This window comes from Pollutimonas subterranea (assembly GCF_002849655.1).
GTDB classification, from domain to species: Bacteria; Pseudomonadota; Gammaproteobacteria; order Burkholderiales; family Burkholderiaceae_B; genus Pollutimonas; species Pollutimonas subterranea.
The window spans coordinates 2,501-15,580 of sequence record NZ_PDNW01000013.1 but is presented as its reverse complement, the minus strand read 5'-3'; the positions used below and the strand labels follow the sequence as shown (position 1 = coordinate 15,580).

At 56.6% G+C, this 13,080-nt stretch carries 9 protein-coding genes and 2 rRNA genes; 6 read left to right on the top strand and 5 right to left on the bottom strand.

Going from position 1 to position 13,080, the window contains the following annotated elements; translation table 11 throughout:
* Positions 1–30: 30 nt before the first annotated feature.
* Positions 31–648 carry an RdgB/HAM1 family non-canonical purine NTP pyrophosphatase gene (gene rdgB / locus CR159_RS14720; protein WP_102074723.1) on the bottom strand — a complete coding sequence of 206 codons (618 nt, stop codon included), beginning with the start codon at positions 646–648 and terminating at the stop codon, positions 31–33.
* On the bottom strand, positions 641–1,555 hold the full coding sequence (locus CR159_RS14715) for a LysR family transcriptional regulator (RefSeq protein ID WP_102074722.1): 915 nt from the start codon (positions 1,553–1,555) through the stop codon (positions 641–643). The genes rdgB and CR159_RS14715 overlap by 8 nt, the downstream gene beginning before the upstream one ends.
* A gap of 116 nt (positions 1,556–1,671) precedes the next feature.
* On the opposite strand from CR159_RS14715, the gene CR159_RS14710 reads away from it, so the two are divergent.
* Together CR159_RS14710 and CR159_RS14705 are read left to right on the top strand one after the other, a co-directional pair.
* The gene (locus CR159_RS14710; protein ID WP_102074721.1) at positions 1,672–2,832 is read left to right on the top strand and encodes an acyl-CoA dehydrogenase family protein; all 1,161 of its coding nucleotides are present in this window, start codon (positions 1,672–1,674) and stop codon (positions 2,830–2,832) included.
* 50 nt (positions 2,833–2,882) lie between these two features.
* Positions 2,883–4,235: an MmgE/PrpD family protein gene (locus CR159_RS14705; protein WP_102074720.1), complete on the top strand. Its 1,353-nt coding sequence runs from the start codon at positions 2,883–2,885 to the stop codon at positions 4,233–4,235.
* A gap of 20 nt (positions 4,236–4,255) precedes the next feature.
* On the opposite strand, the gene rph is transcribed toward CR159_RS14705, so the two are convergent.
* Positions 4,256–5,005, bottom strand: a complete 750-nt coding sequence (gene rph / locus CR159_RS14700; protein WP_102074719.1) for a ribonuclease PH — start codon at positions 5,003–5,005, stop codon at positions 4,256–4,258.
* A gap of 160 nt (positions 5,006–5,165) precedes the next feature.
* Between rph and CR159_RS14695 the strand changes: the two genes are divergently transcribed.
* The 4 genes from CR159_RS14695 (at position 5,166) to ybiB (ending at position 9,438) form a co-directional block, all read left to right on the top strand.
* The gene (locus tag CR159_RS14695) at positions 5,166–6,098 is read left to right on the top strand and encodes a YicC/YloC family endoribonuclease (RefSeq protein ID WP_102074718.1); all 933 of its coding nucleotides are present in this window, start codon (positions 5,166–5,168) and stop codon (positions 6,096–6,098) included.
* Positions 6,099–6,197: 99 nt separating this feature from the next.
* Entirely contained in the window at positions 6,198–7,049 is an 852-nt protein-coding gene (gene otsB / locus CR159_RS14690; RefSeq protein ID WP_102074717.1) for a trehalose-phosphatase, read from the top strand.
* The gene (gene otsA, locus CR159_RS14685) at positions 7,042–8,409 is read left to right on the top strand and encodes an alpha,alpha-trehalose-phosphate synthase (UDP-forming) (RefSeq protein WP_102074716.1); all 1,368 of its coding nucleotides are present in this window, start codon (positions 7,042–7,044) and stop codon (positions 8,407–8,409) included. The genes otsB and otsA overlap by 8 nt, the downstream gene beginning before the upstream one ends.
* Before the next feature lie 66 nt (positions 8,410–8,475).
* Positions 8,476–9,438, top strand: coding sequence for a DNA-binding protein YbiB (ybiB, locus tag CR159_RS14680; RefSeq protein WP_102074715.1), 963 nt, complete (start codon positions 8,476–8,478; stop codon positions 9,436–9,438).
* A 123-nt stretch (positions 9,439–9,561) separates the two neighbouring features.
* On the opposite strand, the gene rrf is transcribed toward ybiB, so the two are convergent.
* Both rrf and CR159_RS14670 read right to left on the bottom strand, forming a co-directional pair.
* Positions 9,562–9,674: ribosomal RNA gene (rrf, locus tag CR159_RS14675) — 5S ribosomal RNA — on the bottom strand.
* Positions 9,675–9,911: 237 nt separating this feature from the next.
* Positions 9,912–12,807 (bottom strand): 23S ribosomal RNA (locus CR159_RS14670).
* Between the last annotated feature and the right edge of the window lie 273 nt (positions 12,808–13,080).

The following is a 13,080-nucleotide window of genomic DNA, read 5'->3' as shown; positions in this document are numbered from 1 at the left end:
GCGGAAATAGGATGCACCTGGGTCTCGAAGTTAGGACGTCTTGGTCGCGGCGGCTTGGTCGTTCAAAGCCTGCAACAACAACGTCAGGGCCTGGGCGCGGTGGCTGCAACGGTTCTTTTCCGCCGGATCGAGCTCGGCTGCCGTCTTGCCCAGTGCGGGAAGGAAGAAGTGGGAATCGTAGCCGAAGCCGTTACCGCCTTTGGGCGTATCCACGATCTCCCCTTGCCATACACCTTGGGCGATGACAGGCATGGGGTCGTCCGCGGACCGCAAATACACCAGCACCGCCACATAGCAGGCGCTGCGATCTTCGACACCCGCCAATTGCTGCACCAGATACCGATTATTAGCCGCATCGGATTTTTCACCGCCCGCCATCGACGCGAACCTGGCGGAATACACCCCGGGCGCGCCATCAAGCGCAGCCACGCTCAGGCCCGAGTCGTCGGCCAGGGCCGGCAGGCCGGTGATCCGGCTGGCATGCCGGGCTTTGGCCAGCGCGTTTTCGACGAAAGTCAGGTGCGGTTCCTCTGCCTCTGACACGCCGAGTTCCTCTTGCGCAACCATGGTGATGTGGGCCCGCTCGAGAATGGCGGAGAATTCCCTTAATTTGCCTCGATTGTTCGACGCCAATACTACTTTATTCACTGCCTTTCTCCGTTGCGCCGTCCTTGACCAGCAAGGAAACAAGTTCCTTGGCAAAAACCGGCAGCTTATCAAACTGCTTGACACAAATATGCAGGCGCCGTAACGCCCATGCATCGTTCAAGGTGATTATTTTCAGGGGTAAATCTTTTACATAGCGCCGCGCAGCCGACTCTGGAATTACGCCTATTCCCACCTGTGCCGCAATCATGCGGCACGCCGCCTCGAAATTGCTGACCTCTACCCGAAAACGCAGTACGCGGCCCAGGTCGTCCGCCGCCTGCAGCAGGAATGCGTGAATGGCGCTGGCTTCGGAGAGCCCAACGTAGTCATAGACCAAGGTCTCATCGAAATCAACCGTTGCATTCGCGGCCAATGGATGATCCTGGTGCGTGATAAGCGCCAGGCGGTCGGTCCGATAAGGCAGGAACTCAATACTCTCGCCACCGCCGACCTGGGCGGTAATGCCGACATCGGCCGTCCCGTCGGCGACCGCCTTGACAACCAGGTAGCTGAGCCGTTCGCGCAGTTCGACATTGACGTCGGGATGCGCGGCAAGGTAGTTGGCCAAAATTGCAGGCATGAATTCATTCATTGCCGTCGTATTGGCATACACCCTGACCCGCCCTTTAACACCGCTGGCGTACTCCTGTATATCGCCGCGCAAATGCTCGAGTTGGCGCAGCACCACACGCGCATGCCGCACAAACGCTTCGCCTGAAGGCGTAAGCGTAACACCCTGGCTATTGCGGTAAAAAAGCGCTGTCCCCAGGTGATTCTCGAGGTTCTTGACCCGATTGCTGGCTGCGGGCAATGACAAGAATGATCGTTCCGCGCCCTTTGTCATGCTTTGGGCGCCGGCAACATTGACCATGAGCTGCATGTCGGTCAAATCAAAGTGCATCGCCATGTATAGGTATTCTCTTCAAAATTGGCAAACCCAGGCTTAAGCAAGCAATAATTGGCAAGCAGGAAGCATTCGGGCAAAGTGATAGCCATTGTAATGAAACCGGACGCCATCACGCCATGCAACAATCCATCCAGCCCTTCCAGGAAATTCGCGACGCCATACGCGACCTATGTTCCCAGTTTCCCCCCGAGTATTTTCGCAAGGTGGACCACGAACGGGGATACCCCGAAGAATTCGTCAACACCCTGACGGAAGCGGGATGGCTCGCGGCACTGATACCCGAAGAATACGGCGGCTCGGGCCTGAGCCTGACGGAAGCGTCGGTCATCATGGAAGAAATCAATCGCAGCGGCGGAAACTCAGGCGTGTGCCACGGCCAGATGTATAACATGGGCACCCTGTTGCGGCACGGCTCCGCTGAACAAAAACAGCGCTACCTTCCACGCATCGCCACGGGCGAACTGCGCCTGCAATCCATGGGCGTAACCGAACCCACGACGGGCACCGACACCACGAAGATCAAGACGACCGCCGTCAAGATCAACGATCGTTATGTGATCAACGGGCAAAAGGTATGGATTTCACGCATACAGCATTCCGACTTGATGATACTGCTTGCACGCACGACCCCGCTGGATCAGGTGAAGAAAAAATCCGAAGGCATGTCGATTTTCATCGTTGATCTGCACGAAGCCATCGGCAAGGGCATGGAAGTGCGCCCCATATTGAACATGGTCAATCATGAAACCAATGAGCTGTTCTTCGACAACCTCGAAATTCCCGCCGAGAACCTGATCGGGGAAGAAGGCAAGGGCTTCAAGTACATTCTCGACGGATTGAACGCCGAACGCACCTTGATCGCCGCCGAATGTATCGGCGACGGGCACTGGTTCATTGATAAAGTGTCCGCCTATGTCAAAGAACGCATCGTCTTCAACCGCCCCATCGGCCAAAACCAGGGTGTGCAGTTTCCCATTGCCCGCGCTCACATCAATGTAGAGGCTGCCAGCCTCATGCGCTACGAGGCCTGCCGGTTGTACGATGCGCATCAGCCCTGCGGCGCCCAGGCCAATATGGCCAAACTTCTTGCCGCCGACGCATCGTGGGAAGCCGCCAATGCCTGCCTGCAGTTCCACGGCGGGTTCGGCTTTGCCAATGAATACGATATCGAACGCAAGTTCCGCGAGACCCGCCTGTATCAGGTAGCGCCCATTTCAACGAATCTTATACTTTCCTACGTGGCTGAACACGTGTTGGGCCTGCCCCGCTCGTTTTAAGCCTACGAACCTATGTTCACCCTTTACCGTAACCTGGCTGGAATCCTGAAATGACTCATCCAAGTGCCGAACTCGCCGAATTCGCAGCTCAACTTGTTTACGAAGACATCCCGGACGATGTGCTGCGCCGCACTGAAGACCTGATGCTCGATTGCCTTGCGTCGACACTGGCTGGTTCCAGTGCGCGCGCCGTGCAAACCATTGCCCAGTTCGCCGACACCATGGGCCCCACCAGCGGTCCCTCCGAGAACATGGTCACCCGCCGAAGCACCAGTCCGCTTTTCGCTGCCATGGTCAACGCGGCAGCCGCCCATATGGTCGAACAGGACGATGTGCATAACGGTTCGGTATTTCATCCCGCCGCGGTGGTTTTTCCGCCGGCGATCGCCACCGCCCAGGCGTTAGGGCGCTCCGGCAAAGAACTTCTAGTGGCCTGCGTGGCCGGCTACGAAGTCGGAATACGCGTGGGTGAATTCCTGGGCCGATCACACTACAAGGTCTTTCACACTACTGGAACTGCAGGTGCGTTGGCGGCCGCCGTGGCTGTGGGCCGCCTGTTGAACCTGAACAAGCAGCAAATGCTTCATGCATTGGGCTCAGCCGGCACACAGGCCGCCGGTTTGTGGGAATTTTTGCGCGACGCCGCCGACTCCAAGCAACTGCATACGGCCAAGGCGGCGGCAAACGGAATGACCGCCGCGTATCTGGCGCACGACGGATTTACCGGTGCACAGCATATATTGGAAGGCCCGCAAGGCATGGGAGCCGGCATGTCCCAGGATGCCGACCCGGCAAAACTGACTGACCGATTGGGAACGCGCTGGACGGTCCTTGAGACCTCGTTCAAGTTCCATGCTTCCTGTCGCCACACGCATCCCGCTGCCGATGCGCTGCTGGACGTCGTCCAGTCAAATGACCTGTCGATCGATGACATTGCCAGCGTCGTCGCCCATGTACACCAAGGCGCTATCGACGTACTGGGTCCGGTTACGAACCCGACTTCGGTCCACCAGTCCAAATTCTCCATGGGCTCGGTGCTGGGGCTGATCGCACAACAACGCCGTGCGGGCCTGCCCGAATTCGACGCGGGTCTGGATGATCCCGCGGTCGCCGCGTTCCGATCACGGGTATCGATGGAACTCGACGACGAAGTCGATACCGCCTATCCCCGCCAGTGGATAGGCAAGGTCACCGTGCAGACCCGCGATGGTCGCACGCTGACGGCTCGCGTCGACGAACCAAAGGGAGACCCGGGGAACACACTAAGCAGGAACGAGATTGAAGACAAGGCCTTCAGGCTTGCAACCTACCGAAACGCCGCGAGCAAGGAAGAAAGCCAGGCACTGATCGAAAAAGTCTGGAGTCTTGCAGAGCTCCAGATGGTGGGCCGCTTTCTCGGTTAGCGTTCTCTCGGCAGAAACGCTCAGCCCAGAGCCAGCTTCTGGGCTGCCACCAGCTCGACAATCCCGTCCCGGGCCAGATCCAGCAAGGCGTCCAGTGCTTCCCGATCAAAGGTCTGGCCTTCGGCGGTTCCTTGCACCTCTACGAAATGACCAGCGCCCGTCATGACAATGTTCATGTCGGCGCCGCAGCCCGAGTCTTCAATGTAATCCAGGTCCAGCACTGGCCGGCCATTGACCAATCCCACTGATACGGCGGCCACGTGGTCGATCAAAGGGTTGGACGCGACCAGGCCTTGCTGCAACAATCCGCGCGTAGCAATTGCGGCGGCCAGCCACGCGCCGGTAATGCTGGCGCAGCGTGTGCCCCCATCCGCCTGCAATACGTCGCAATCCAGATGCAGCGTGCGCTCACCCAGGGCGTTCAGGTCGAATACGGCCCGCAAACTGCGGCCAATCAGACGCTGGATCTCCTGGGTACGTCCACTCTGCTTGCCGCGAGCCGCTTCGCGATCGGAGCGTGTGTGTGTCGAGCGTGGAAGCATCCCATATTCCGCAGTGACCCATCCTTGTCCTTTACCCTTAAGGAAAGACGGCACTTTCTCCAGTACGCTTGCGTTACACAAGACATGCGTGTCGCCGGCCTTGATCAATACCGAGCCTTCGGCATGGCGGGTATAGCCGGTCTCGATGGAAAGCGGCCGCAATTCAGTCGTTGCGCGGCCCGTCGGACGAACGGTGTTATAGGCAGGGTTAGGCGTTGATTCGGACAAGAGAGACTCCAAAATAATGTCGAGGATCAGGAGGGAATGATACTCTCACGCCGAAAGCGTTGGGGCTGCGCGCGGTGAAAGGCAATCCTCGCGCCATCGCGGTCGTGATCCAGCGCGGCCTTACAATATGGTTTTACGCACACAACAGGAATTCCCCCTCATGATCCGTAGCATGACCGCCTTTGGCAACGCACGCGCCGAATCGGCACAAGGCAGCGTCACCGTCGAATTCCGCACCGTCAACAGCAGGTTTCTGGATATCAACTTCCGTCTGCCGGAAGACCTTCGCATGGCGGAAAATATCATCCGGGAAAAGCTCGGAGCGGTGGTGACACGGGGAAAAGTCGAAATCCGGGTCAACTATGCACGCACCGAGACCCGCGCCATGGCCAGCCTCGATCCCGACTACCTGTCAATGCTGGCCGCGCAACTGCAGACAGCACGCCGGGTCATTCCGGATGTGCCGGCGCCACGCCTTTCCGAGCTTCTCAATGCGTCCAGTTCCGCCGAAAACGCCAGCTTCGACCCCGAGATATGGACCGCCATGTGCGCTGAGGCCACCACTCAGGCGCTCGCAGAACTACAGGCCGCCCGCGAGCGTGAAGGCCAACGCCTCGCCGCCATAATGAGCGAATGCGCGGTGGCGGTCAGCACCATTGTCGACGACGTAGAGGTCCAGCTGCCGGCCCTGCTTGTGGAACACCAGGATAAACTCAGCAACAAGCTGCGCGATACGTTGGCCGCCGTAAGCCCCGATGGATTCGCCCTGATCAGCGGTCCGGAACTGTCCGCCCGCATCGCCCAGGAATCGTCACTTTATTCACTACGCATTGATGTGGCCGAAGAGTTATCCCGCTTGCGCTCGCATATCGCCGAACTCCAGCACCTGCTAAGCACCGGCGAAACCATGGGTCGGAAAGACAAGAAAAACATCGGTAGCGCGGGAAAGCGCCTGGACTTTCTGTTTCAGGAAATGAACCGCGAAGCCAATACCTTGGGCTCCAAGGCCAGCGCCTTGAGCGTTACGCGCGCGGCCATCGATCTTAAATTGCTAATCGAACAGATGCGCGAGCAGGCGCAGAACATCGAATAGGACGAATGCGGACGCAAGAATGCTTGCGTCCGACGCGCATGACTGGTATCTATAGAATGCATTCCCGCCCGACAGCATCTATTGAGCGATATTCCAATCATGCCAACAGACACGAATAACAAGCCACTAGGGAATCCGACATTGCACAGCAGCGGGAAGCTGCCCGCCACACAGGCGCCACGGCCCGCGCTGGCCGCCCTTGCCATATTCCTTGACCTCGATGGCACGCTGGCACCCATCGCTGCGACACCGGACGAGGCGCATGTTCCCGTGGCCACGCTCCATCTGCTTGACGACCTTTACCGGGCAAGTGCCGGTTCACTGGCCATCGTGTCGGGTCGCGATTCACCCGACATTGACCGCCTTCTTGGACCGCTGATCCTGCCTTACGCCGCGCTGCACGGAGCACGAATAAGAATGCCGGACGGAAAGATCGAAACGCTGAATGTACCGCAGGAAAGCCTGCAAGACATAAGCGCCATGGCGGAGAACCGACTACGCAACCTGCCAGGAACGATACTGGAGCGTAAGGCCTTGTCCGTTGCACTTCATTACCGCAACGCACCTGAATTTGAAGACGAAATACGCCGGCTTGCTGCCGACGCCTTACTCAAGCATCATTCTGTGTTCGAAGTCCAGGAAGGAAAAATGGTCGTGGAAATAAAGCCGCGCGGGGCAAGCAAAGCCAAGGCCATTGAGCACTTCATGGGCATCGCGCCGTTTCAGGGACGCATCCCGCTCTTCGTCGGCGACGACCTTACCGACGAATCCGCGTTCGGAATTGTCAACGCCCTGGACGGAATCAGCATCAAGATCGGCCCGGGCGATACGCAAGCCAATTGGCGGCTGGACGACCCGCCGGCACTCACCGCATGGTTGAGCTCACTTCTTGCTGCTCATGTTTCCAATGGCGGCAATGCGTCACTAGACGGGAGACATGGCTATGAGTAGGCTGATCGTGGTATCTAATCGCGTCGCATCGATCACCGAGGGTAAAAGCTCGGCCGGAGGACTGGTTGTCGGAGTCCTGGACGCGCTGCGGGAAATGGGCGGAATCTGGCTGGGCTGGAATGGGGAGATCGAAACAGAACCGGTGCAGTTGCCCATAACCCACAGCGACAAAAATATCGATTTCGTAACCGTCGCGCTGACACAGCGGGAATACGATCAGTACTATCGCGGTTTCTCCAACGGCGTGTTGTGGCCGACTTTCCACTATCGGATCGATCTGAGCCGCTATATCCGACGGGACTACACCGGTTACCGTGCCGTTAATCGGCGATTCGCCCAACTATTGACGTCATCCGTCAAGAGTGACGATATCATCTGGGTGCACGACTACCACCTCATCCCTTTCGGCCAGGCATGTCGCGGTCTTGGCATCAAGAATAAGATCGGCTTTTTTCTTCACATTCCCTTTCCCAGTCCTTCGGTGCTGCGTACTATTCCCTCGCATCGTGAACTCGTCGAATCGATGTGTGCCTACGATCTCGTGGGCTTCCAGACACAAGGCGACGTGCAGGCCTTCATCGACTATGCCACCCGATATCTCGACGCCACGCTGAACGGCAACACGCTCAAAATGGGCGAGCGCAGCATCAAGGTGGGCGCCTATCCGATCGGAATCCAGCCCGACCAGATCAAGGAACTATCCAAGGAATCCCGATACTCCAAACCGCTGGACGCCTTGAAGGAAGGCTTGCAACATCGCAAGCTTATCGTCAGTGTCGACCGTCTCGACTACAGCAAAGGCCTGGTCGAACGATTTGACGCTTTCGAGTGTTTGCTGGAAGGCTCCCCGCAGCACCGCGGAAAAGTAACGCTTGTGCAAATAGCTCCGCCGTCCCGGCAGGACGTCCAGGGCTACCGCCAGATACGGCGTCAGCTTGAAAGCACCGCGGGGCGCATCAACGGCAAATGGACCGAACTCTCCTGGACACCGATCCGCTACATGAACCGTTCATACGAAAGAACACTCTTGATGTCGTTTTTCCGGGTATCGCAGGTGGGGCTGGTGACGCCCCTGCGCGACGGCATGAATCTTGTCGCCAAGGAGTACGTGGCTTCGCAACCGGCAAACGATCCCGGGGTGCTGGTACTGTCCGAGTTTGCGGGTGCCGCAGCCGAAATGCAGCAAGGCGCGCTGATGGTCAATCCCTATGATGTGCAAGGCATGGCAGACGGCCTGGATCGGGCCCTGAACATGCCGCTGGAGGAAAGAAAGCAGCGATACGAGCATATGATGGGCGTACTTAAAAAAAACAACCTTTCTGTCTGGCGGGATCGTTTCTTGAACGACCTGAGCCCATGACCTGTCATCCAGTTCAGAACACCATTCCAACTTAGAACATCATTCAAATTAAGAACACCTTTCATTATGCTGAACCCACCGGAATCTTTTTCATGCGCCGCCTATATTCGAGAGGTGGGCCGCGGTGCACGCGGCGGTCGCGGACTGAGCTATGAGGACGCCAATCTGGTCTACGACGCGATTCTCGCAAATCGGGTCAGCGACCTGGAGCTCGGCGCACTGCTACTCGCCTATCGTATCAAGGGAGAAACTCCCCAAGAACTGGCGGGCATGCTGGATGCGGTCCACGGCGCAATCGATTATTTGAACTGTCCCTTTGCCACACCAGTGGTGATCCCAAGCTATAACGGAGCTCGCCGGCGCGCGAACCTCGTACCCTTGCTGGCGCTGCTGCTCAGCAAGCAAGGCATACCGGTGCTCATCCATGGTATCGCCAGCGAGCCTGGCAGAGTCAGCACAGCCGAAATATTGACTGAGCTGGGCATTCAGCCGGCACCGGATACGCGAAGCATTGAGGACGCACTTGTCCGTAGCCGACTGGCCTTCGCCTCCATCGACGTGCTGGCCCCTGCCCTGGCCAAGCAACTGGCGCTGCGCACTATCCTGGGTGTAAGGAACTCGGCCCATACGCTTGCCAAGATGCTGCAACCATTCAGCCAGCCCGCACTTCGGCTCGTCAACTACACGCATACCGCGTACCGCGATACACTGGCCGACTATTTCAGCCAGGCGGGTACGGCCGGGCCTATCGGCGTTCTGTTAAGCCGGGGTACAGAAGGCGAAGCCGTCGCTGATACCGAACTCGCGCGCGAAGCCCTATGGTTGCACGGCCGCGGCAAAGAAATTGCAATCCCAGCGACCGAGAAAGAGCATCGGGACACCCCGGTTTTACCTGAAAACCACGACGCATCCACAACCGCCAGATGGATAGAGGAAGTGATGGCCGGAAACATTCCCGTACCCAGGGCAATTGGCGCCCAGGTAAACGCCATAGTACGAATCACCACTCGGGAGGCCAGCCAGCAGTAACAGATTCCATGCGTCCCGGATCCAAAGCCGGGTACACCGCCTGGCATGGATCATGCCATTGGCGCGCCCAATACAAAAACCCCCGCACGTTTACACGGGCGGGGGTTTTCTTACTGCATAAGAGCTTGACGATGACCTACTTTCACAGACGTACGTCCACTATCATCGGCGCAAAGGCGTTTCACGTTCCTGTTCGGGATGGGAAGGAGTGGGACCACCTCGCTATGGTCGTCAAGCGTAACCGGGTGTCGGGGGGCGTGGGGCGTGCCGGATTGGGGCACCACCTTGGCCACACGACCAATCTGGGAAGAAGCACCGCACTCGCCACCCTATTCGGGGCAAGGACTGCGTACAAGTATTTAGGGGTGTCATCGGGCAGTACGGGCCGCGATGGTGTTGCGTGTTCGGGTTGGAACACGACTTTGTCTTTCATTTGTTTGAACGGTACTTGAACACGTAACCTACAAGGTTATAGGATCAAGCCGCACGGGCAATTAGTATCAGTTAGCTACGTGCATTACTGCACTTACACACCTGACCTATCAACGTCCTGGTCTCGAACGACCCTTCAGGGGGGTCTAGCCCCCGGGATACCTTATCTTCAGACGAGTTTCCCGCTTAGATGCCTTCAGCGGTTATCTCTTCCGTACGTAGCTACTCGGCAATGCCATTGGCATGACAACCGATACACCAGCGGTACGTCCACTCCGGTCCTCTCGTACTAGGAGCAGGCTCCGTCAAGTATCCAACGCCCACGGCAGATAGGGACCAAACTGTCTCACGACGTTTTAAACCCAGCTCACGTACCTCTTTAAATGGCGAACAGCCATACCCTTGGGACCGGCTACAGCCCCAGGATGAGATGAGCCGACATCGAGGTGCCAAACACCGCCGTCGATATGAACTCTTGGGCGGTATCAGCCTGTTATCCCCAGAGTACCTTTTATCCGTTGAGCGATGGCCCTTCCATTCAGAACCACCGGATCACTATGTCCTGCTTTCGCACCTGTTCGACGTGTCAGTCTCACAGTCAAGCACGCTTATGCCATTGCACTATCAGCACGATTTCCGACCGTACCTAGCGTACCTTCGAACTCCTCCGTTACGCTTTAGGAGGAGACCGCCCCAGTCAAACTGCCCACCATGCACTGTCCCCAACCCGGATAACGGGCCAAGGTTAGAACCGCAAACAAACCAGGGTGGTATTTCAAGGTTGGCTCCACGCAATCTAGCGATCACGCTTCAACGCCTCCCACCTATCCTACACAGGCCGGTTCACAGTCCAATGCAAAGCTACAGTAAAGGTTCATGGGGTCTTTCCGTCTAGCCGCGGGTAGATTGCATCATCACAACCACTTCAACTTCGCTGAGTCTCAGGAGGAGACAGTGTGGCCATCGTTACGCCATTCGTGCAGGTCGGAACTTACCCGACAAGGAATTTCGCTACCTTAGGACCGTTATAGTTACGGCCGCCGTTTACCGGGGCTTCGATCAAGAGCTTGCACTCCATCAATTAACCTTCCGGCACCGGGCAGGCGTCACACCCTATACGTCGACTTTCGTCTTGGCAGAGTGCTGTGTTTTTAATAAACAGTCGCAGCCACCGATTCTCTGCGACCCCATCATGCTCCGGGCGCAAGCCCTTCACACTACCGGGGTATACCTTCTCCCGAAGTTACGGTATTAATTTGCCGAGTTCCTTCTCCTGAGTTCTCTCAAGCGCCTTGGAATATTCATCCCGTCCACCTGTGTCGGTTTGCGGTACGGTCTCGTAGAACTGAAGCTTAGAGGCTTTTCTTGGAACAGCTTCCAATCAGTTTAGGACCGAAGTCCTATTCAGTCACACCCTTGAATTACGCGCCCGGATTTGCCTAAGCGCCTTCTACAGTGCAACAACGGGGACATCCAACACCCCGATGACCTTCTGCCATCCGTCCCCCCATCGCATTCTACGACGGTGCTGGAATATTAACCAGCTTCCCATCAGCTACGCATCTCTGCCTCGCCTTAGGGGCCGACTCACCCTGCGCCGATGAACGTTGCGCAGGAAACCTTGGACTTACGGCGAGGGGGCTTTTCACCCCCTTTATCGCTACTCATGTCAGCATTCGCACTTCTGATACCTCCAGCAGACTTCACAATCTGCCTTCGCAGGCTTACAGAACGCTCTCCTACCACAGGCATACCTATAAATAAGTATGCCTATCCGCAGCTTCGGTCTATGGCTTAGCCCCGTTACATCTTCCGCGCAGGACGACTCGATCAGTGAGCTATTACGCTTTCTTTAAAGGATGGCTGCTTCTAAGCCAACCTCCTGACTGTCAATGCCTTCCCACTTCGTTTCCCACTTAGCCATAGTTAGGGACCTTAGCTGGCGGTCTGGGTTGTTTCCCTCTTGAGTCCGGACGTTAGCACCCGGTGCTCTGTCTCCCACGCTGCTACTTGCCGGTATTCGGAGTTTGCCATAGGTTGGTAAGTCGTCATGACCCCCTAGCTATAACAGTGCTCTACCCCCGGCAGTAATACGTGAGGCACTACCTAAATAGTTTTCGGAGAGAACCAGCTATTTCCAAGCTTGTTTAGCCTTTCACCCCTATCCACAGCTCATCCCCTAATTTTTCAACATTAGTGGGTTCGGTCCTCCAGCACGTGTTACCGTGCCTTCAACCTGGCCATGGATAGATCGCTTGGTTTCGGGTCTACACCCAGCGACTAAAATCGCCCTATTCGGACTCGCTTTCGCTGCGCCTTCCCTATTCGGTTAAGCTTGCCACTGAATGTAAGTCGCTGACCCATTATACAAAAGGTACGCAGTCACGGGACAAGCCCGCTCCTACTGTTTGTATGCACACGGTTTCAGGATCTATTTCACTCCCCTTCCGGGGTTCTTTTCGCCTTTCCCTCACGGTACTGGTTCACTATCGGTCGATTACGAGTATTTAGCCTTGGAGGATGGTCCCCCCATCTTCAGACAGGATTTCACGTGTCCCGCCCTACTTGTCTGACGCCTAGTTCCACTAAATCGATTTCGCCTACAGGGCTATCACCTGCTACGGCCGCGCTTTCCATCGCGTTCGACTATCGATAAAGCTAAAACGTCAAGGCTGTTCCGATTTCGCTCGCCGCTACTTTCGGAATCTCGGTTGATTTCTTTTCCTCGAGTTACTGAGATGTTTCAGTTCACCCGGTTCGCTTCCACACACCTATGTATTCAGTGTGGGATACACCATTGCTGGTGTGGGTTGCCCCATTCGGACATCTGCGGATCAAAGCTTGTTTGCCAGCTCCCCGCAGCTTTACGCAGGCTACCACGTCCTTCATCGCCTGTAATCGCCAAGGCATCCACCATGTGCACTTAGTCGCTTGATCCTATAACGTTATAGGTTATAAGAACACTTGAGTTTTCGCGCTTGTGTGCCGCTCATCAGTTTTCATAGGCTCGCATCAGTACCCGAAGGTAGTGATACGTCTTTTGAGAACTTGTTGAACAAATTTATAATGCAATCACAACCCGTACTTATCGTTGGTGCACCACACCATCACCGACCGTAGTCGCTGCGGGGATGGCGCACACCATAAATACTCTTTGTTGTGCTTCTTCCAGATTGTTAAAGAACAAGATAAAACCATTAAGCGCTAAGC

What these genes read in the sequence shown, in the direction of transcription:
- otsB (WP_102074717.1), top strand. Translation starts at nt 6,198, where the DNA reads ATGCCAACAGACACGAATAACAAGCCACTAGGGAATCCGACATTGCAC.
- CR159_RS14695 (WP_102074718.1), top strand. Translation starts at nt 5,166, where the DNA reads ATGATCCGTAGCATGACCGCCTTTGGCAACGCACGCGCCGAATCGGCA.
- CR159_RS14710 (WP_102074721.1), top strand. Translation starts at nt 1,672, where the DNA reads ATGCAACAATCCATCCAGCCCTTCCAGGAAATTCGCGACGCCATACGC.
- ybiB (WP_102074715.1), top strand. Translation starts at nt 8,476, where the DNA reads ATGCTGAACCCACCGGAATCTTTTTCATGCGCCGCCTATATTCGAGAG.
- CR159_RS14705 (WP_102074720.1), top strand. Translation starts at nt 2,883, where the DNA reads ATGACTCATCCAAGTGCCGAACTCGCCGAATTCGCAGCTCAACTTGTT.
- otsA (WP_102074716.1), top strand. Translation starts at nt 7,042, where the DNA reads ATGAGTAGGCTGATCGTGGTATCTAATCGCGTCGCATCGATCACCGAG.
- CR159_RS14715 (WP_102074722.1), bottom strand. Translation starts at nt 1,555, where the DNA reads ATGGCGATGCACTTTGATTTGACCGACATGCAGCTCATGGTCAATGTT.